We start from the raw sequence: 20,599 nt of genomic DNA, 5'->3' as shown, positions 1-20,599 counted from the left end.
GACATTTTCTTCTTACGGTACATGGTTTTCGAAATTCATTGGATATACTTAAGTGGTTATAATTAATCCGTGTATTAACTCTATAAAAGTTCCCGTTACTTAAGCACTAGAAACCAAAAGTGACGAATACTATAGGTTTTAAAAAACATCTTTATACCAGCATTTCGAACCATTATTCTCGAACTTAATCAAGAATTTTAGACAAAAGAATTGTGTTTAAAATAACCGTTACAATGGCAGCTATCGATTGGTATAGATATATGGGTTTGAGGTTATATTAGAATAAAATACGTAAAAGGCATTTGGAAAAATATAATTCACGCTCATTTGTGGCAATTTGAATTCAAAGACGGGGTAAAATCTACAAAACTCCTAAATTTTTGTTAAAAAGGGGCGAATTCGGTGTCACTAAATTTCGAGAGCTGATTTAAGCCCTATAAAAACTATAAAAATGAGAATTTGGATAGTTCCTCTTTCTCCGCAAAAAAGCTTCACAAATGTGAAGCTTTTTATATTTAATGAAATTTGACGATGTAAGTATTAGTTAAACCTTCTTTCCGGGTGAAAAGCGTCTATATGCATCGAGGTCTTTTTGCCATCGATAATTTCGGAAACCAATTTGCCCGTGGCAGGGCCTAAGCTCCAACCCATCATGGCATGGCCCGTTGCAAAAGTAAGGTTCTTTAACCTTTGGCATCGACCAATATAGGGCAACCCATCGGGAGTTACGGGCCGCATGCCCGTTTGGGCATTTGCAATTTCATCTGCGCGTATTTCAAGTTCTGGGTAAAATGCCTTTGCGCCGTTGGCAATGGCGAGCACTCTTTCTTTTCTGATGGTATCGTTAATTCCAGAGAATTCCATGGTACCGGCAAATCTGGTGAAACCGTTCATAGGGGTAACGGCCATCTTAGCTTCCATTAATATAGCGGGCAACGATATTCCCGTAGGTCTGTGCACATTTATTCTATAGCCTTTACCTGCCTGTAAGGGTAATTTGATATCCAAGATTTTAGAAAGTATGCCGCTCCACGATCCCGCAGCTAAAATCACTTCATCGGCGGTATATGTGGTTTTGGTGGTTTTTATCGATTGGATTTGTGAATTTTTCTCGGTCAAATCCACAACCTCTTCATTGGTTTTAATTTGCAACCCCGCTTTTTTTAGATGTTCAACCATTTTGGGCATAAATTCGGTTGGGGTAGTATGTCCATCACATTCATAATGAATGGCCCCTTCCGCATCAATAGCGATATTGGGTTCAACAATCGAAAGTTCCTGCTTGCCGAGTTCCTTTACTTCCAATCCTAAAAAACTGGCCTTTTTGGCTACTTTTATTTCATGTTCGTAGCATTTATGGGTCTTGTACAGCATCAAGAGACCTTTTCTTTCCAATTGAAAATCGCCCAAATCCCCTGATTTCTTTATATCGGTATATAATTCCCTGCTCAAAATATTGATATCCTTGATAACGGGAATCGCTTCCTCTACCTTTTCTTTTGTGGATGATTTATGAAAATACCACGACCATTTAAAGAAATCAGGGTCCCAACGGGGTTTCATATAAAATGGGCTTGACGAATTGAACATCATTTTTAGCCCTGTTCTGATCATTCCCGGCGATGCCAAGGGAATAATATGGCTAGGGGTAATATATCCCGCATTTACGAAAGATGCCCCAGAAGTAATGTCGGATTTATCGATGACGGTAACTTGGTGACCCTCCTTTTGCAAAAAATAAGCGGTACTTAAACCAACGATTCCGCCACCGATTATGATAATGCTCTTGCTCATTATTTCCTCTATTTAATCATAAAAAAAGTTCAAATAACTTGAAAACCATGGGCATAAGGGTCATCATCATCGATCGTGATACTATTATGGCCATATATTCTTGCCCATCCTTGAATGCTCGGTACAATGGCATTGAACCCAACTAGCGTTGTTTCATCCTCTACCCTACCTATGAACTGTGAACCTATAAAACTTTCATGTATGAAAGCGTCTCCCTTTTTTAGCTTGCCCTTGGCAAACCATTGTGCCATACGGGCAGATGTTCCTGTTCCACAAGGGGAACGGTCAATAGCTTTGTCCCCATAAAAAACAGCGTTTCTGGCAGTTGCCGCAGTTGAAATGGTTCTCCCAGCCCATAAAACATGGGTTACGTCCCTAATGGTCTTATCCTTAGGATGAATAAACATATCTTGATACTTTTGGTTGATTTTCTCACGGATTTCCTGACTGAACCGTATCAATGCATTGGCCGAAAAGTCTTGTATACCCGTAAAATTTGGCTGTTCATCCACAATGGCATAAAAATTACCCCCGTAAGAAACATCAAACAATAGCTCCCCCAATTCGGAACAGTCTATTTTTAGCTCTGTAGCGGCCAAATACGATTTTACATTGGTCAATTTTACCCAATCAACTTTTGAATTGGTCTTTTGGTAGGTTATCCGTACCAGACCGGCAGGGGTTTCCATGCGGATTTTCCCTTCGATTTTCGGGACAATCAACCCCTCTTCGATAGCGATGGTTATAGCTCCAATGGTTCCATGGCCACACATAGGCAGGCAACCGCTAGTCTCTATAAAAAGGATTCCCAAATCATTTTCGATATGTGAAGGTGGGTAAAAAATGCTTCCGCTCATCATATCGTGCCCTCTCGGCTCGAACATAAGCCCTCTGCGGATCCAGTCATATTCTTTTAGAAAATGCTGTCTTTTCTCGCTCATGTTTTTCCCTATCAATTCAGGTGCACCGGTTTTCACTACCCTAACGGGATTTCCGCAGGTATGGGCATCTATACATTGAAAAACACTTTTCCCCATATCTGTTGGTTATAAAATAGATGCATTGGTATGTATGGTATTGACCAAGCGCATGATCCGAAGTGGATTTTCATCTTTAAGCTCATCGGGCAACGCATTATTTGGCCAATTTTGATAAGATACGGGGCGTACCCATCGTTTTATGGCCGAAGTACCTACCGATGTAAACCTGCTGTCGGTAGAGGCGGGAAACGGGCCACCATGCTGCATGGACGGGCATACCTCTACCCCTGTCGGGACCCCGTTGAAAATAATACGTCCTACCTTATTTTGCAGAGCATTCACGATTTGGGAATGTTCAGAGATTTCATTCTCGCTACCTAAGATTGTTCCGGTAAGCTGTCCATCCAACTTTTGTATAATTTGCTTTAACTCACGAATACTTTCACATTCGACCACTATTGAAAACGGGCCAAATACTTCTTGATGCAGTCTAGTATTGCTTAAAAAATTAGCGCCGTCTATTTTCAATACCTTTTGTTTGGCATAGTTACGGTTCGTGTCACCCCTATATTCGGCGACAATACTTACATCAGCTTGTTCCGATAGTGTTCTCTTTCCATTTTCAAAATTGGTGTGAATATCCGGGTGAAGCATACAGCTAGGTTCCAGCTTTTCAAGCGCTTTCCCCAAAACCTCCATAAAACGATCTAAATCCTCACTTTTAATACCTAAAATAAGTCCCGGGTTGGTACAAAACTGACCGGCACCCAACATCATGGAATTGGCATAACTCGTTGCCCATGCTTCTTTCTCTTTCTTTAGTGCAGATGAAAAAACAATAACCGGGTTTATACTTCCCATTTCCGCAAATACAGGAATGGGTTCATCTCGTTCATTGGCCAACTTATAGAGGGCCGTACCCCCTTTGATACTGCCCGTAAACCCTACCCCTTTTATCAAGGGGTGTATCACCAATTTTTGTCCTACCATGATGCCCTTACTGTTCAAGTTTGAAAAGACACCATTGGGCATACCTGTCTTTTGGGCGGCAATGGTTATCGCTGAAGAGACCAACTCACTTGTTCCGGCATGCATCGGGTGGCTTTTTACGATTACCGGACAGCCTGCCGCCAGAGCACTGGCGGTATCGCCACCTGCCGTTGAAAATGCAAAAGGAAAATTACTGGAGCCAAATACGGCTATAGGGCCTAATGGAAACAACATTTTACGTAGGTCAACTTTTGGTGATGGTTGTCTATCTGGCTGCGCCGTATCAATAGTGGCATCTACCCAAGAACCTTCTTCCAACAAAGTGGCAAAAGCGTTCAATTGTGCTATGGTCCTGCCCCGCTCACCTATGGCACGACCTTGGGGCAAACCGGATTCCTTACAATAGGTTGAAAGCAAAACATCGCCCAAAGCTTCAATTTCCAAGGCGATAGTCCTTAAAAATTGAGCTTTTTCAATACCTGAAAAAAAGCAATATTGCTGAAACGCCTCATGGGCAAGTTGAACAGCTTGGTCAATTTCATCATGAGTAGCTTCATAAAATTCCCATGCATTGGGTTGGTTTTGTTGCGGGTCAAAAGTCTTGAAGATTTCTGAACCTACGGCTGAAAGGTTGTTTCCTATATAATTTTTCCCTGTTATCATATAATAGGTAGTTTTGGTCTGGCTTTTATGCCTTGCTCTATGATGGACAAAACCCTTTTTCTTTCCGCACCCTGTAAGGGTAATCTTGGTGGCCGAACGTTTTCAGTACCGATTCCCGTAGCCACTTCTGCCAATTTGATATTCTGTACCAGTTGTGGGCTAATATCCAATTCAAGAAGCGGCATAAACCACCTGTAGATTTCCAAGGCTTCTTTGATTCTACCGGTTTTCACTAATTTATAGATAGCTACTGTTTCTGCCGGAAAGGCGCATACAAGCCCTGCTACCCAGCCATCAGCACCGGCCATCATACTTTCCAACGCTAAGGTGTCTACCCCACACAAAATGTTTAGACGGTTCCCAAACCGGTTTTTGATTCGCGTAATGTTGGTAATATCCCTTGTAGATTCTTTTACCGCTTTTATGTTCTTTTGCTGCAACATTTCTTCAAACATATCCAAAGTTACCTCAATTTTGTAATCAACAGGGTTGTTATAAATCATAATGGGCAAATCGGTACTCTGGGCGATTGCCTTAAAATATGTAATCGTTTCAAAATCAGTTGCCTTGTAACGCATAGGCGGTAAAATCATCAATCCTTTTGCGCCATACTTTTCAGCATGATGGGCCGCCTCGATTGCGGCCTTGGTAGTTTGCTCGGCAATGTTGATGATTACCGGGACTTTTGACTGAACGATAGCGACCGTTTTTTCTATCAAAATTCTTTTTTCGTCAGCAGTAAGCGTACTGGCCTCACCCAATGTACCGCCCAAAACAATACCATGTACACCGGCATCTAATTGTGCGGAGATATTGATTTCAAACATTTTGAGGTCCAGCGTATCCGCTTCAGTGAATTTTGTTGTAACAGCAGGCATAACGCCTTCCCATTGTACCATATAAAATTTATTTGAATTGAATATTAGTTAAATATACAGTGAAAAAATCTATTTTGTTCAGGTTGTTTTTAAAGATGAAAATCACTTTCTTTTCCCTATTTTTGAAGGATTTTGAAAATAACATTCCTAAAATGAAAAAAATAGCCATAGTAATCGCCTGCCTTGCAGCTGCCTGTAATTCATCCCAAAAGACAACCACAGGGCCAACTAACAAGGTAATGGCAACGGTAAGCCCTACCACTTTTGCAAACACCATAACCGAGGCCGAACTCAAAGAACACCTGTATATATATGCTTCAGATGAATTTGAGGGAAGGGAGACCGGGCAACCCGGACAAAAAAAGGCGGTAGAATATCTTAAAAAGCAATATGAAGCCCTTGGAATACCAGCGGCAAAATCAGATGGAAATTACTTTCAGAACGTACCTCTCGAAATGAGTAAGCTACCGGATGGTTATATATCGATAAACGGCCAAGAATTTGACCTTGGTACTGATATTCTCACCTTCTCAAAGGCAGAGGGCGATTTTGATGAAATCGTTTTTCTAGGATATGGCATAGATGATGAAAACTATTCTGACTATACCGATATGGACGTAAACGGAAAACTTGTTCTTATTAAATTGGGCGAGCCCAAAAACGACCAAGGCGTTTACCGAATATCGGGTACTAACGAACCATCTATCTGGAGCAATGTATCTGAATCTTTTGGAAAACGAATGGAAATCGCATCTGGGAAAGGTGCCAAAGGAGTTATTTACTACGACGAATCCAATTTTGGACGATTTAAGCAACGGTTTAGTTGGATGAAAAATAATGATAGTGGCCAAATGAAGTTAAAAAACAATCAAGCCAATGATTTTGCCAGTATACTTGTCAACGCCAAAGCCGCCAAAGCTATTTTTAAGGATATTGATTCTGAAGATTCCCCAAAATCAGTACCCGTTAAGGTTTCCCTCAATGTAACCAGTGAAAACAACGCTATAGCTTCAGAAAACGTAATAGCGATTGTAAAGGGAAGCGAAATACCAGACGAATATCTTGTCCTCTCATCACATTTGGACCATATTGGTGTAACGGCCAGCGGTGCCATTAACAATGGTGCCGATGATGATGGCTCCGGAACCGTAGCTTTACTGGAAATCGCAGAGGCCTTCAAAAAAGCGGCCGATGCGGGCAATGGCCCCAAAAGGTCTATTGTTTTTCTTCACGTAACCGGAGAGGAGAAAGGGCTTCTGGGGTCTCAATATTATACAGATGTGGAACCTATTTTTCCTTTGGCCAATACAGTGGCCAATTTAAATATTGATATGATAGGAAGAATTGACCCAAAGCGCGAGGGAGATAGAAATTATATCTATCTGATCGGCTCAGATAAGTTGAGTACCGAGTTGCATGAATTATCCGAAGAAGTGAACAAAAAATACGTAAATCTTGAGTTGGACTATACATACAACGATGAAAACGACCCTAATCGCTTTTATTACAGGAGCGACCATTACAATTTTGCCAAAAACAATATTCCGATAATTTTTTATTTTAATGGCACCCACGATGATTACCATAGACCGGGAGATACCCCGGATAAAATAAACTATGACCTGCTGCAAAATAGAACGCGCCTAGTATTTTACACTGCATGGGAGGTGGCCAATCGCAATGCCCGTGTTGTTGTGGATAAGGCAGCTCAATAAGCAAAAAAAAACGTTTCATAACCAAAAAAAGCCTCGTCACTAGTGACGAGGCTTTACTTTTAGGGTGGAAGACGGGATTCGAACCCGCGACCCTCGGTACCACAAACCGATGCTCTAACCAGCTGAGCTACAACCACCATTTAAGCGGGTGCAAATGTAATTTTTTTAAACTTATGTTTCAAAAAAAAAGAAAAATTATTTTCAAAAATAAAACAAAATAGTATCATTGAATTCCCACGCTACATCTTACAACTATTCCTATGAAATTCAAAAATATCGATGAAATGCTACTTTTTTAGGGTAAAACACACAAAAAATGGCGTTTCACAACATTAATTATTAATAGCCATGATAAGAAATTAGTTTTACGGTATTAGTATCATGATGCCATTAACTAAGTATAAAATAACTTACCCACCATTTAGCGACCTGAGGAAATTCTGTTTCCTTTTGCTCATAGCTTTGTGGCTTCCCCTTTTTGGCTTTGGCCAAGAAAATATATCTAAAGACCTGAGGGCAAAAATCAAGGCAATACAAGAAACACCCAAGTTTAGTCTAAAAGATACTTCTTACATTAACCTGCTCAACGATTTGGCCAAAGAGTTTCGGTACTATAATCCCGATAGTGCTTTCACAATATCCAAAAATGCATTAAAGCTAAGTGAAAGGGCAAATTATAAATCGGGAGAGATTCTTTCTCTTATTGAAATTGGTATGCATTATTCCGATAACGGCAACTCAAAAAAGGCAATTGAAAACTACCGAAAAGCTTTAAAAATCGCAAAATCGATACACAACCACAAATTGATTATACGTGTCCAAAACGGACTGGCAGGAGAGTATGCCTACATGGGCGATTACGCCGAAGCCCTTAATATTTATTTATTGGCACTTGAAAAGGCCCATACAGTCAATGATAAGTTAATGCTTTCTATATTATCAGAAAACATAGCAGGGCTGTACCTATCACAAAAGGATTTCGAAAGTGCTTTGGAATGGTATCAAAAAATCATAACCATAAATGAAGAAATCGGCGATCCCATAGTCATGGCCGAGACCAAGAGCAACTTGGCATCGTTGTATAAAGACATGCAAAACTACGATCTGGCCATGTTCAACATCAATAAAAGCATACGCATTTTTGAAAAGCATGATAAATTGGATTGGTTGGCCTACTCCTATCAAGTCAAAGGTGATGTTTATTTGAAGCAGTCCAAGTATACTTGGGCGGTATATTGGTATGAACAATGTAAGTTGTTACACAAAAAAATAGATGATGACCGTGCCATGATAGATTTGTTGAACGGCATGTCAAAAGCACAATTGGGAAAACAAAATGATAGTCTCTCAAAAATATATGCCCTGGAAGGTTATGCCATATCAAAAAAAATAAAGGCACTTGAGGGTCAAAAAGAATGTTCCAAAACGTTATACGAAATTGAAAAGAGAAGTGGTAATTATGATGAAGCCTTAACATTTCATGAGATTTACCAAGATCTCTCTGAAATTTTGTCTAAAGGCGAAGCCCAAAAAAGTCTTTCCATGCTGAAGACGAAAATGGATTATGAAAAACAAAAAGAGGACTTAATAGCTTCGAACAAACAAGAATTGGCCAAACAACAAGGTTATATTAATGCCGCACTTCTTATTTTGGCCGTATTTATGATCACCACCTTTTTGGTTTACCGAAGCACTAAAATCCAAAAAAAGCTCAATAAAGAACTGAAATCAAAAAGGGACACCCTTAAGAAAAGAGAAACCGAACTACGTGACATGAATGAGACAAAAGATAAGCTTTTCTCTATCATAGGTCATGATCTAAGGGGGCCGGTCGGTGCATTGCAAGGTTTGTTGAAACTTTTCAAAAATGGGGAGATCGAAGAAACCGAATTCATGAAATTCATGCCCAAGCTTTCTGATGATATAGACCATATTTCTTTTACACTGAACAATTTATTGTCCTGGGGGCAATCACAAATGAACGGCACAGTGACCAGACCGGCATTGGTCGCCTTGGAAAATTTAGTGTCCGAAAATATTAATTTATTGAACGAAATTGCCGAAAACAAGTCTATAAAACTTATTAGCAAAGTACAGGAGAACACTCTGGCATGGTCAGATAGCAATCAAATTGATATCGTAATCAGGAATTTGATAAGCAACGCTTTAAAGTTCACTCCGAAAAACGGAATGGTGACCATTGAGGCCCAAGAACAAAACGATTGTTGGATAGTGTCAATTAGAGATACCGGTGTTGGAATGCAAAAGGAAATCCAGGAAAAAATATTTTCTTCCAATAGCAACATAACCACCTACGGTACAAATAATGAAAAGGGAACGGGTCTGGGCCTTTCGCTGTGTAAAGAAATGGTCGAGAACAATGGCGGTAAAATATGGTTGGACAGTATTCCCAGAAAAGGATCTACTTTTTATTTTTCCGTCCCAAAATCCACCAAAAAATATAATAAAGCCGGTTAAATCAAGTCCTGTAGACTTTTTACGGCTACAAACCTTTCAACGGTAAAACCTTCGGCAAACTCCACACCGATCAACCTACCAAGGTCTCTGGCCCGATAATGTACACTATCTATAAAGTTCTTGCTACTGATCGGGGTTTCCGGTTCATCGCTCTTAGGGTCATAAAATTGGGAACTATAGGCCAAGATAGCTTTGGTCTTTCTGTCTATAAACCCTGACACATCTACCACAAAGTCTGGTTCTATGTTCTTCCATTGAATGTAGTGGTATACTACCTTGGGACGCCAAGGCTCTTGCCACTCTTCTTCGCCATCAAATTTTGTATCTATTTTTATCAAGCCACTTAAAAAGCAAGCGTCACTTACGAGTTTACTGCCTTTTTCATGATCTATATGACGGTCATCTATGGTATTGCACAAAACGATTTCGGGTCGGTATTTTCGTATCATTTTTATGATTTCGATTTGATGGGCCTTGTCATTAACAAAAAAACCGTCGGCAAAACCAAGATTTTCTCGAACGGCAACCCCCAAAAGCTTAGCTGCATTATGAGCTTCTTGGTCGCGAATCTCGGCAGAACCCCTTGTACCCAATTCGCCACGCGTTAGATCTACAATACCTACTTTTTTACCTTGTTCAATCTCTTTGGCAACAGTGGCTCCCGCGCCTAGTTCAACATCATCAGGATGTGCGCCAAAGGCCAATATATCTAATTTCATATATTTTAATTGTGGTGGATTGACTATTGGGTCGTGACCGTACTGGTCGACCTTACTTTTTTTAATGCCTGTTCTACATCGGCTATCAAATCCTCTGGCTCTTCAATGCCTACCGAAAAACGGATCAGTCCATCTTTTATACCTTGGTTCTCCCGTTCCTCTGGGCTTAATAGGGAATGCGAAGTTTGCGTAGGCGATAGTACCGTGCTTTCAACACCGGCCAGACTCATGGATGGTTTAATAAGCGTTAATGCTTTTTGAAATAGAGAGGCATCGTATTCTTGGGCAAGTTCAAAAGATAACATGCCGCCAAAGCCTCTCATTTGTGATTTGGCCAACACATGATCCGGATGATTGGGCAGACCTGGATAATATACCTTGGCTATAGCGTCATTTGTATCGAGGTATTCGGCCATGTATTGGGCATTTTGATTTTGTGCCTTCACCCGTAAGCCCATGGTCTTCATACTACGCTCCAACAACCAGACCGTATAATCGCTTAAACTACCGCCAAAGTTCTTGGCCAAATTAAAAATACGGTTCATATGTTCATGTGTGGAAGCGACAGCTCCGGCACAAATGTCCGAATGGCCCCCCATGTACTTTGTTGCGCTGTGAATGACGATGTCAATTCCAAAATCGATCGGATTTTGGTTTACAGGACTCGCAAAAGTATTATCGATCATGGTGATTATGCCGTGTTCTTTCGCGATTTGGGAAATCGCTTTCAAATCGGTTATGGTCAGTAAAGGGTTTGAAGGGGTTTCTACGTAAATAACCTTGGTATTTTTCTGTATTTCGACTTCAAAATCAGAGGGCTGTAAGCCTTTAGTAAACGAGTAGGAAATTCCGTATTTATCAAATTCCTCGGTGGCCAAATTATAGGTGCCACCGTATAGCGTTTTTTGAAATATTACATGGTCCCCAGCTTTTAAAAAGGCCATTAAAGCAGTGCTTACCGCAGCCATTCCACTACCAAATATCAAGGCAGCCTCCGTATGCTCCAAAGCGGCTATTTTTTGGCACAACGCCTCTTGATTTGGCGTATTGAAATATCTGGGATATCGTTTTATATCAACATCTTCAAACGCATAAGACGTGCTCATGTATAAAGGCGATACGGCACCTTTGAATTTTTCATCCTTTAGCTCCCCTACATGTGTGCAAATTGTATTGAGTCCCTTTTTTCTATTCATCTACCCATAATTTTAAAGAAGATAAAGTTACTCAAAAAACCAATGAAAAAAAGAAGAAGGCTAAACTTGTACCTTCTTCCAATTTCCTTTCTTGAACCAAACAATCGAAATTATGGCCAGTAGCACTTCAGCAAGGGTAATTGCCATAAAAACACCCATAGCCCCCATTTTGAAAATGATTGCCGTTAAATAGGCAAAGGGCAACTGAAAAAGCCAAAATGCCAATACATTGATCTTGGTGGGCGTACTGGTATCCCCTGCTCCATTAAACGCTTGGGTTACCACCATGCCATATGCATAGAAAATGTAACCAATGGCAATAATTTTAAGACACAGTCCACCATTTTCGATAACTACCGGATTATTGTTGAACCAGCTTATGATATCATGGGCGAACAGTAAATAAATTATGGAAACGATGGCCATAAAGAAAGCATTATATTTTCCAGTCTTCCAAACCGATGTTTCAGCTCGTTCGGGTTGTTGTGCCCCCAAGTTTTGCCCAACCAAAGTAGCTGCGGCATTGCTCATGCCCCACGAAGGCATTAGCGTAAACAACATTACCCTTATGGCTATAGTGTAACCTGCCAGTACTTCGCTACCGAATTCGGACATCATCCGCATTAGAAATACCCAACTAGAGGTACCGATCAAAAATTGGGCTATGCCACCCAAAGATACCTTGACCAAGTTGAGCATTACCGTAAAACGAATAGCAATATCCCTGAACCCTATCTTGATTTTACTCCAGCCAAAAAAGAGTATTGCCAACTGAAAAAAAACTGCAGTACCTCTACCTATATTGGTCGCTATTGCAGCACCCATGACGCCATATTCAGGAACGGGACCCCAACCAAAAATAAAGACAGGGTCTAGAATAATATTCAACCCATTGGAAAGTACCAAGGTCCACATCGCCATAGATGCATCACCCGCACCTCTAAAGATTGCGTTGATCAGAAACAAAAGCAATATCGTAATATTGCCACCAATAAGCCATTGCGTGTACCCGTAGCCCTCGGATATCAAATCGGGTTCGGCACCCATGAGGGCCAAAATTTCTTTTGCATAAAAAAAACCGATAAAACCCACCAAAATCGAGACCAAAATGCCTAGGGCTATGGCCTGAACGGCAGATTCCCTAGCTCCATTTACATCTTTTTCACCTATTCTACGGGCTACTACGGCAGTAGCGGCCATGCTCAGACCAATGGCCACGGCATACACAAGGGTAACTACCGATTCCGTAAGACCAATCGTCGCTACGGCGTTTACACTCACTTGGGATACATAGGCAATATCGACAATAGCGAATATAGACTCCATCATCATCTCCAAAATCATGGGAACGGAAAGCATAAAGATGGCTTTGCGGATGCTTCCGGTCGTAAATTCAGTTTCTTTTCCCATTACCGCTATGATAAAGTAGTCAAAAAGTTTTTTAACCGTGAGTTTTGAACGATTCGTCATTGTAATTGAATTATGTTTTAAAAAAAAGAGGAAAATGTCAGTATACCAACAGTAGAAAGTCGGTTACATTTGGGTTGAGTATCCCATGACATCAATAAATAACATAATTCCTATAACTTCATAATGAAACAAATATGCGAAAAAAATCCACACGGGAGCATATACTCATGTTAACTTTTTAAATTACGCTAACTTTAAAACATCTTTTTAGAAGATAAAACCTAAGCGATAATTATGGAAAGTATTAACAGATATGTTGTAACAGCAACAATGGTGTTCATTGTTTTTTCATGTAAAAACAGTAAAAAAACTGCCACCGGATATCAGGGACAGGGCCCTAGCCCCATAGTTTCAACTGTATCGAAACCCGTTCAAAAACAATGGAAGGGCATATGGTCTTTTGCCGATAGTACTACTTTTTTTAGTAACGATTTTGAAAGCGGTCGATTGAATGGACTTACAGATGATGATAATGATCATTACACCGCCTTGATAACCGCAGAGAACACACCCATAAACGTTAGTCCTTGGTATGCTTTTAAAGTATGGACAAAATTTCCGAGAACCGTAACCATCAAAATGACCTACCAAGATTCAAGAAGTAGGTATTATCCAAAAATCAGTAAGGACGGATATAATTTCATGCCGCTTGACAGTGCCAATTTTAAACCCATAAACCCAGGGCAGGGCGAATATGGGATAAAAGCTGCACCTGAATTCGTAGAAATAACCATCCCCATAGATGAAAAGCCGACTTGGGTGACGGCCCAAGAACTTTATGGCTCTACACGGGTAAAACAGTGGGTGGACTCTTTGTCGGTATTGCGGTTCGTTAAAAACTATGAAATAGGAAAGAGTAAGGAAAACCGTGCTATTCACCTTTTGGAGGTAGGCAACACCAATACCAAAAAGGCCATAATGGTCATTTCGAGACAGCACCCACCCGAGGTCACGGGATTTTTGGCCATGAAATCGTTTGTAGAAACCCTATGCAGCGATACGCCCCAAGCCATAGCCTTTAGGGAAAAATATACAATGTTCATAAGCCCTTTAATGAACCCCGATGGAGTGGATAACGGTCATTGGAGACATAACATGGGCGGAGTGGACCTTAATCGGGATTGGGAACAATTTAATCAGCCCGAAACGTCCAGTATACGTGATTTTTTGAACTTAAAAAGCGAAGAAAACTACGTATTTGATTTTGGTATCGATTTTCATTCTACTTGGGACGACATTTATTACCCCTTGGATAGTACCGTTACCAAGAAAAAGGGGGAAATCGTTTTTGAATGGATAAAAAATATCGGACAACGCTTACCATCGAAAAAAACAAATATTTCGGCATCAAAAAACCTAAGACCCACAATGGTTTCAAGAAATTATTTTTTCGTAAACCATAATATGCCCGCCATTGTTTTTGAATTGGGCGATAACACCCCTAGACCATTTTTAAAATTAAAAGGTCAGGTAGCAGCAGAGGAATTAATGAAACTATTGATGAAATAGTATTTGGGTATTTTTACTTAACTGGCCGTTTTTACATAATTGGCCTTGTACCTCCAATAACTTACTCCACCCAAAATGGCGGCGCCTAACGCAATATACCAAACATAGTCTGGCGTTATGGCCGCTGCACCACTCTGGCCGTAACTGTGAAGGCCTACCAAATAATAATTAACGCCAAAATAGGTCATCATAATACTCCCGAAAGCGATGACGCTCAAGAAGTTGAACAACCACTTGCCCCTAAGCCCTGGTACCAATCGTGTGTGGATCACGAAGGCATACACCATAATGGAAATCAATGCCCAAGTTTCCTTAGGGTCCCAGCCCCAATAACGCCCCCAACTCTCGTTGGCCCATTGCCCACCTAAAAAATTGCCTATGGTCAGCATAATCAGACCAACGGTCAATGAGATTTCGTTGATAATGGTCATTTCTTTGAGATTCACTTCCATACGGGTTTTGTTCTTTGTGTTGGTAAGGATTATCAAAATGAGACTAACAACGCCCAAAATCATACCTACCGTGAGCGGACCGTAGCTACCCACAATTACGGCAACGTGAATCATGAGCCAGTAACTATCGAGTACAGGAACGAGGGTCCCAATTGCAGGGTCTACCCAATTTTGATGGGCTATCCACAGCAGCATTCCCGCCACAAAGGCCGAAGCCCCTATGGTCATATTGCTTTTTCTCCCGAAAGCCAAGCCTATGGCCATTGTGGCCCAAGCAACATACAGTATGCTTTCGTAAGCGTTACTCCATGGGGCATGGCCCGAAATGTACCAACGCAACACGAGCCCTGCGGTATGCCAAAGAAAAAAGATGATGATCATTCCTTTCAAGAAATATATGGCGACACGCCATAGGGAGCGGTCCTTGAAAATCTGAAAAATCAATACAAAAAACAGTAATAATCCGACCAAGGGATACCATTTCCATAACTGGTTGAAGATATCCAGCTTGTTATAGATGATTTCCGTTTTGATTTTTTTATCAGACGGCAATACCTCACTACCATGGTTTTTTTGGTTTTGTTTGAAGGCTTCCAAAAGCTTGTCCGCATCAGAATAATCTCCAGAAGCTATCGCTTTTTGGAGCGTCATCTTATAATAGGGGATAGAATTTTTGATAAAATTGGCATACAGCGAATCACCTACCTGAAACTGCCCGCCACGATATTCGATAGCAGAAATCCATTTATTGTTTTCATCGTTCAATAATGGGAAAATCTTGACAATTTGACCACTCAATGCTTCGTTTAGAAGTGACAAACGAATATTGGCTTCCTTAAAATCCTTTTCAAACTGGTTGGGGTTATTGGTTGCCGTTGCATCACGAAGAAAAGGTTCTAGCTTGTAGTTTCCTTTTTTGTCAAAAAAGTCGGTCGCCTTCATATATTTTTGACCTTTGGGAACCCCTATAACACTTCGGATACTGTCATTTTCCCCTTTTTTATCAATAGCGATAAACTCTGCATTATACCATGCTGCCGGAGCCAACATCATAGACAGGAACACCTGGTCTGCGTTCATATCTTCATATTTATCGGTAAGGCTTAGTTTACGCAAAAGCTCGGACGAGAATGTATGTATCGGTTTCATTCGGCCAGCATCATCTTGAATGACCAAAGCACCAAACTTGTCAGCGTGTTCCTCGGATACAACCGTGGTTTTGATCAACGAATCCACTTGTGCCTGTGTGGGTGCCGCATTATGGTCGTGGCCATCATTCGCAGAATGTTCTTGGCCCGCTACGTTCAGCAACGTACCCAATAAGAATATCGTGGTAAGCTTCCTTTTCTTGGATTCCAATTTTTTTAATGCGTTGGCCAAATCTTTAAAACGTGTTTTCCCAAAAAACATAATGCCCATGAGCCCTAAATACAATAAAAAATATCCGACATAGGTAATCCAAGTACCCCATTGGTCATGGTTTACGGAGAGAACTGTACCTTTTTCATCGGGGTGAAAGCTAGATTGAAAAAAACGGTATCCCCTATGGTCCAAAATATTGTTCATAAAAATATCATAGTCGAACGGGCGCTCGTCCTCTACGGTAACCTTACTCATAAAAGAAGCATATCCTTTTTCGGTGCCAGGGTATTTTTCAGCAATGAAATCGTTCAGTTTAATATTAAATGGCAACTCGTATACTTTGGAGCCATAACTCAACATAAAATCAAGCCCGCCCACGGTAAACTTATCCGAAAATTCAGAAGTGCCTTTTCCTCCCAACAGCTTCTTCTCAACCGTTTCTCCATTACTGGATACCGATACGACCAAAGCATCCAAGGTCTGTTCGGTCATTTTTTCGACAGGTACTTTTACAATTCCGTTGACCCCCCTAACCACTGGCTCAGGTATCACAAATTGCATGTTGCCTACCGAATATAACGAACGAAGCTGTAATTGCTGGGTGCTATCCTTTGCCAATTCGCCCTTGAACTGATCCGCCATTCGCATAAAATCACCTTCAAAAGGAGAATTTATTTGATATGTACTATCGGTGACCGTTATGTTGATGGCACCATCGGTAGGTTTGTTCAGGGCAAACAATACATTATGTATATTGGAAACCTCGCCACTCTCCAAATAATGTTCATGGCGTTGACCGTCTCCCGCTTCGACCAATTTTAAAAATTCCTTACCATTTTCGTCAGGGATTAGGCCTTCTTCCGCCCCATCAATAAAATCTACATAAGAAACGGTGAAAGGTTGTCCGTTAAAATCTTGATTCCAGGGCAGATTTGACTTTAAGGCCTCTGCGGTCACTATCAAATCGTCTTCTAAGATTTTTCGCCTTGGTTGCCCATCAATTTCTCCATCAACGTAAACCGTTAGGTGGGTTTTATCCGAATAAAAAACATTTTCAGAATTTCCCTCCCGTATGGGCATCATGCCTTCAAAACTAATATACCTGGTTATAAATGCCCCTAAAATGATAAGAACCCAAGAAAGATGTAAAGTCAACACGGGCCATTTTTTCCATTGAAATAAACGATAACGGAACATATTGCCAATAAAATTGATGACGAAGAAAACCATTATCGCTTCAAACCACCAAGCATTGTAAATCCATATGCGGGCAGTGTCCGTGCTGTATTTGCTTTCGATAAATGTACCAAAGGCCATGGCAACGGCAAAAACAATGAATAAAAGCGCCATTAAACGTGTAGAGAAGAAAATCTTTTTAAGCAAATCTGTCATTAGTAAACAAATTGGTTTTCAGCATGCAAAAATACGCCCTTTTGATGATTTTAAGAGCTTGAAAGCGCTTTAAAAAGTTAAACAACTTTGTTAATTAAAACCTAATGTGAACAGGGCCATTAAATTTGTATTTTTGAGCCCATGATCACAATTACGCTTGTAGGTACGGGAAATGTAGCGAAACATCTATTTGATGCCTTTCTAGCACTAAACAATGTTACCGTAATACAGGTTGTGGGAAGGAACAAGAAGGCTTTGACACACTTTGAAAAACATGCCCCGACGACAACTGATTTTAAAAAAATCAACCCTTCAGATGTTTTGATCATAGCTATAAGTGATGATTCTATAAATACTGTTTCACAGTTATTTACAAATTACCGGGGATTGGTATGCCACACCTCTGGGAGTGTTCCCCTGAACGACTTGAAATCAAATAGGAAAGGTGTTTTTTATCCGCTACAGACATTTACCGTAGGCAAAAAAATAGATTTTAAAACCGTTCCCATCTGCATTGAGGCCAAAAACAAAGAAGATGAAAAATTGCTTGAACGATTAGCAAAAACCTTATCAAAAAAAGTTTATCATATTACTTCCGAACAAAGAAAACCATTGCATTTGGCAGCAGTATTCGTAAACAATTTTACCAATCACCTATACCATATAGGGGAAAACATCTGCACAGAACACAAAATACCCTTTGATCTATTAAAAGCTTTGATAATGGAAACGGCCCATAAAATACAAACCCTGTCCCCAAAAGAATCGCAGACCGGCCCCGCTAAAAGAAACGATACAAGAACCATAGAAGAACATTTAAACCAGATACAGGACAAAGACCAATATGAGATATATGGGTTATTGACCCAATCGATTCAAAAAATATATGGAAAAAAGTTATAAAGAAAGCCTTAAGCAAATCACCACCTTTGTTTTGGACGTAGATGGTGTTTTTACAGATGGTACGCTTATAATTACCACAGATGGTGAAATGCTACGGAAAATGAGCGTCAAAGACGGCTATGCGCTAAAGACCGCTTTGAACAAAGGGTATAATGTATGTATCATAACCGGTGGCACCAACGAAGGTGTCAGAAACAGGCTGCGTGGCTTGGGCGTAACCGATATTTACATGGGCGCACATCACAAAGAAGAGCCCTTAAAAGAATATTTGGATATTTATGACATAAAACCAGAGCATGTACTTTACATGGGGGATGATATACCTGATATCCCACCCATGCTACTGGTAGGACTGCCCACATGCCCGCAAAACGCGGTTCAAGAGGTAAAGGCAGTGTCCAAATACATCTCCCATAAAAACGGTGGTGATGGCTGTGTACGTGATGTTATAGAACAAGTACTCAAGGTACGGGGCGATTGGTTGGAGAATTTTAGCGCTGCAAACGATTAGTATGTTACTGGATAGATTAAAAAACCATCATCTTGTACTCGCATCGGGTTCGCCACGACGCCAACAGTATTTCAAGGAATTAGGCCTAGATGTTGAAATACGGTTAAAGCCTATTGAGGAAATATATCCTTCAGGATTATCTGGAGCCGAAATCTCGGATTATCTGGCAAAATTGAAGGCCACCCCCTTTGAAGGCAGCTTGTTACAAAAAGAGATTTTAATCACTTCCGACACCGTTGTCTGGCATAATGGAGAATCCTTGGCAAAAGCCTTAGACAAACAGGAAGCCTATGAGATGCTAAAAAAACTCTCGGGAAATTGGCATGACGTAATCACATCGGTATGTTTTACAACATTAAAAAACCAAATCGTACAACACCAAGTGACCCGAGTAAAATTTCGGGAATTGACCAATGAAGAAATCAATTTTTATATAGACGCTTACCAACCCTTCGACAAAGCCGGGGCATACGGCATTCAAGAATGGATAGGGCTGATTGCAATTGAGGAAATACAAGGCTCTTATACCAACGTTGTTGGTTTGCCTACACAATTGGTTTACAAAACGTTAATGGGTATGGTAGGTTGATGTATTTTAGGTAATTTTGAAAAAAATCGTATACATCATGTTCAAAAATTGGTTCAAACTAGAGATTTCAATGGTGCTTTTGGCCGCACTTACCTCGACCTTACAGTCATGTAAGGAAGTTGCGAAAAACAATGACAGTAACATCGCCCTGAATACAGAGAAACCTAACAATACCAAAATAAAGCCAAAAAAACAGCTTTCCGAAGAATTCAAAAAGTATTGGTATGCCGGTAACGCAGAAATCACTTCATACAAAATAGAACAGGCAAGATATGGCCAGCTACGCGAGGGGAATTCCGTACTTATTTATGTAACCGAGCCTTTTTTAAATGACAAACAAGTAAAGGCCGATGGCGCCAACCCGGATAATATCCCGGTCCTAAAATTGAACCATACCAAGAATTATCTCACGGGAATATATCCGTATTCCATTATGAGCAGTAGTTTTTATCCGGTGCACGATAACCAACATGCCATCAAAGTTTCTTTTTCATCCCAGGAATGGTGCGGACAGGTATATGCACAGTTAAACAACAAAGATAAGTTCAAAGTACAGTCCCGTTCTTATTTTGAGTCAGAGGCCGACCAAAATCTGGAGCTTGAAAAAACAGTGCTGGAAAACGAGCTTTGGAACAAAATACGTATAAATCCGTCCGATTTGCCTATCGGTGAGTTGAAAATAATACCATCTATGGAATATATAAGACTATCCCACAAGGAGTTAAAAGCGTATACCGCAACCGCTACATCAACAACGGAAAATGGTATAAATATATATTCAATAACATACCCCGAACTTGATAGAACGTTGGAAATTAAATATGCATCAGAATTTCCTTATGCCATAGAGGGCTGGTCCGAAACTTCCAAGAGTGGTTATGGGGCCAATGCAAAAACCCTTACTTCAAAAGCGACAAAAATCAAAACAATGAACACACCGTATTGGACACAAAACAGCAACAGTGATGTATATTTGCGCGATAGTCTAGGATTATAAT

15 protein-coding genes and 1 tRNA gene are annotated in these 20,599 nt (G+C 40.5%); 7 read left to right on the top strand and 9 right to left on the bottom strand.

Annotation, left to right across the window (positions count from 1 at the left end):
- Positions 1-540: 540 nt before the first annotated feature.
- Genes HYG79_RS15885 through HYG79_RS15870 form a run of 4 tightly spaced genes read right to left on the bottom strand, consistent with a single transcriptional unit; the run spans position 541 to position 5,326 of the window.
- Complete coding sequence (locus HYG79_RS15885; protein ID WP_179243047.1) at positions 541-1,794, bottom strand: NAD(P)/FAD-dependent oxidoreductase; 1,254 nt, start codon at positions 1,792-1,794, stop codon at positions 541-543.
- Between the two features lie 29 nt (positions 1,795-1,823).
- Positions 1,824-2,831 (bottom strand): 4-hydroxyproline epimerase, encoded by a 1,008-nt coding sequence (locus HYG79_RS15880; protein ID WP_179243046.1) that lies wholly within the window; start codon positions 2,829-2,831, stop codon positions 1,824-1,826.
- Positions 2,832-2,840: 9 nt separating this feature from the next.
- On the bottom strand, positions 2,841-4,427 hold the full coding sequence (locus tag HYG79_RS15875) for an aldehyde dehydrogenase (NADP(+)) (RefSeq protein WP_179243045.1): 1,587 nt from the start codon (positions 4,425-4,427) through the stop codon (positions 2,841-2,843).
- Positions 4,424-5,326: a dihydrodipicolinate synthase family protein gene (locus HYG79_RS15870; protein ID WP_179243044.1), complete on the bottom strand. Its 903-nt coding sequence runs from the start codon at positions 5,324-5,326 to the stop codon at positions 4,424-4,426. Before HYG79_RS15870 ends, HYG79_RS15875 begins: the two co-directional genes overlap by 4 nt.
- A 131-nt stretch (positions 5,327-5,457) precedes the next feature.
- Here HYG79_RS15870 and HYG79_RS15865 point away from each other — a divergent pair, with 131 nt between their 5' ends.
- The gene (locus tag HYG79_RS15865; protein ID WP_179243043.1) at positions 5,458-7,020 is read left to right on the top strand and encodes a M28 family peptidase; all 1,563 of its coding nucleotides are present in this window, start codon (positions 5,458-5,460) and stop codon (positions 7,018-7,020) included.
- Between the two features lie 62 nt (positions 7,021-7,082).
- Here HYG79_RS15865 and HYG79_RS15860 read toward each other — a convergent pair.
- Positions 7,083-7,158 (bottom strand) — tRNA-His (locus HYG79_RS15860).
- A 312-nt stretch (positions 7,159-7,470) separates the two neighbouring features.
- Here HYG79_RS15860 and HYG79_RS15855 point away from each other — a divergent pair.
- Positions 7,471-9,498, top strand: coding sequence for a tetratricopeptide repeat-containing sensor histidine kinase (locus HYG79_RS15855; protein ID WP_228027889.1), 2,028 nt, complete (start codon positions 7,471-7,473; stop codon positions 9,496-9,498).
- Here the strand turns inward: HYG79_RS15855 and bshB1 are convergent.
- The 3 genes from bshB1 to HYG79_RS15840 are packed head-to-tail and all read right to left on the bottom strand — an operon-like array spanning position 9,495 to position 12,883.
- Entirely contained in the window at positions 9,495-10,217 is a 723-nt protein-coding gene (bshB1, locus tag HYG79_RS15850) for a bacillithiol biosynthesis deacetylase BshB1 (RefSeq protein ID WP_179243042.1), read from the bottom strand. The two genes, HYG79_RS15855 and bshB1, sit on opposite strands and share 4 nt — an antisense overlap.
- A 23-nt stretch (positions 10,218-10,240) precedes the next feature.
- Positions 10,241-11,413: a trans-sulfuration enzyme family protein gene (locus HYG79_RS15845; RefSeq protein ID WP_179243041.1), complete on the bottom strand. Its 1,173-nt coding sequence runs from the start codon at positions 11,411-11,413 to the stop codon at positions 10,241-10,243.
- A gap of 60 nt (positions 11,414-11,473) precedes the next feature.
- Entirely contained in the window at positions 11,474-12,883 is a 1,410-nt protein-coding gene (locus HYG79_RS15840) for an MATE family efflux transporter (RefSeq protein ID WP_179243040.1), read from the bottom strand.
- 234 nt (positions 12,884-13,117) lie between these two features.
- On the opposite strand from HYG79_RS15840, the gene HYG79_RS15835 reads away from it, so the two are divergent.
- Positions 13,118-14,392, top strand: a complete 1,275-nt coding sequence (locus HYG79_RS15835; protein WP_179243039.1) for a M14 family metallopeptidase — start codon at positions 13,118-13,120, stop codon at positions 14,390-14,392.
- A gap of 17 nt (positions 14,393-14,409) precedes the next feature.
- Here HYG79_RS15835 and ccsA read toward each other — a convergent pair whose 3' ends face one another.
- Positions 14,410-17,598 carry a cytochrome c biogenesis protein CcsA gene (gene ccsA, locus HYG79_RS15830; protein WP_179243038.1) on the bottom strand — a complete coding sequence of 1,063 codons (3,189 nt, stop codon included), beginning with the start codon at positions 17,596-17,598 and terminating at the stop codon, positions 14,410-14,412.
- 141 nt (positions 17,599-17,739) lie between these two features.
- On the opposite strand from ccsA, the gene HYG79_RS15825 reads away from it, so the two are divergent.
- The 4 genes from HYG79_RS15825 to HYG79_RS15810 are packed head-to-tail and all read left to right on the top strand — an operon-like array spanning position 17,740 to position 20,598.
- Positions 17,740-18,501, top strand: coding sequence for a Rossmann-like and DUF2520 domain-containing protein (locus HYG79_RS15825; protein ID WP_179243037.1), 762 nt, complete (start codon positions 17,740-17,742; stop codon positions 18,499-18,501).
- Positions 18,485-19,012, top strand: a complete 528-nt coding sequence (locus HYG79_RS15820) for a KdsC family phosphatase (RefSeq protein WP_179243036.1) — start codon at positions 18,485-18,487, stop codon at positions 19,010-19,012. Before HYG79_RS15825 ends, HYG79_RS15820 begins: the two co-directional genes overlap by 17 nt.
- Position 19,013: 1 nt before the next feature.
- Positions 19,014-19,601 carry a Maf family nucleotide pyrophosphatase gene (locus tag HYG79_RS15815; RefSeq protein WP_179243035.1) on the top strand — a complete coding sequence of 196 codons (588 nt, stop codon included), beginning with the start codon at positions 19,014-19,016 and terminating at the stop codon, positions 19,599-19,601.
- Positions 19,602-19,638: 37 nt separating this feature from the next.
- Positions 19,639-20,598: a septum formation inhibitor Maf gene (locus tag HYG79_RS15810; protein ID WP_179243034.1), complete on the top strand. Its 960-nt coding sequence runs from the start codon at positions 19,639-19,641 to the stop codon at positions 20,596-20,598.
- Position 20,599 lies beyond the last annotated feature (1 nt).

It is taken from the genome of Costertonia aggregata (assembly GCF_013402795.1).
GTDB lineage: Bacteria > Bacteroidota > Bacteroidia > Flavobacteriales > Flavobacteriaceae > Costertonia > Costertonia aggregata.
This window is presented reverse-complemented; position numbering and strand designations above follow the sequence as displayed.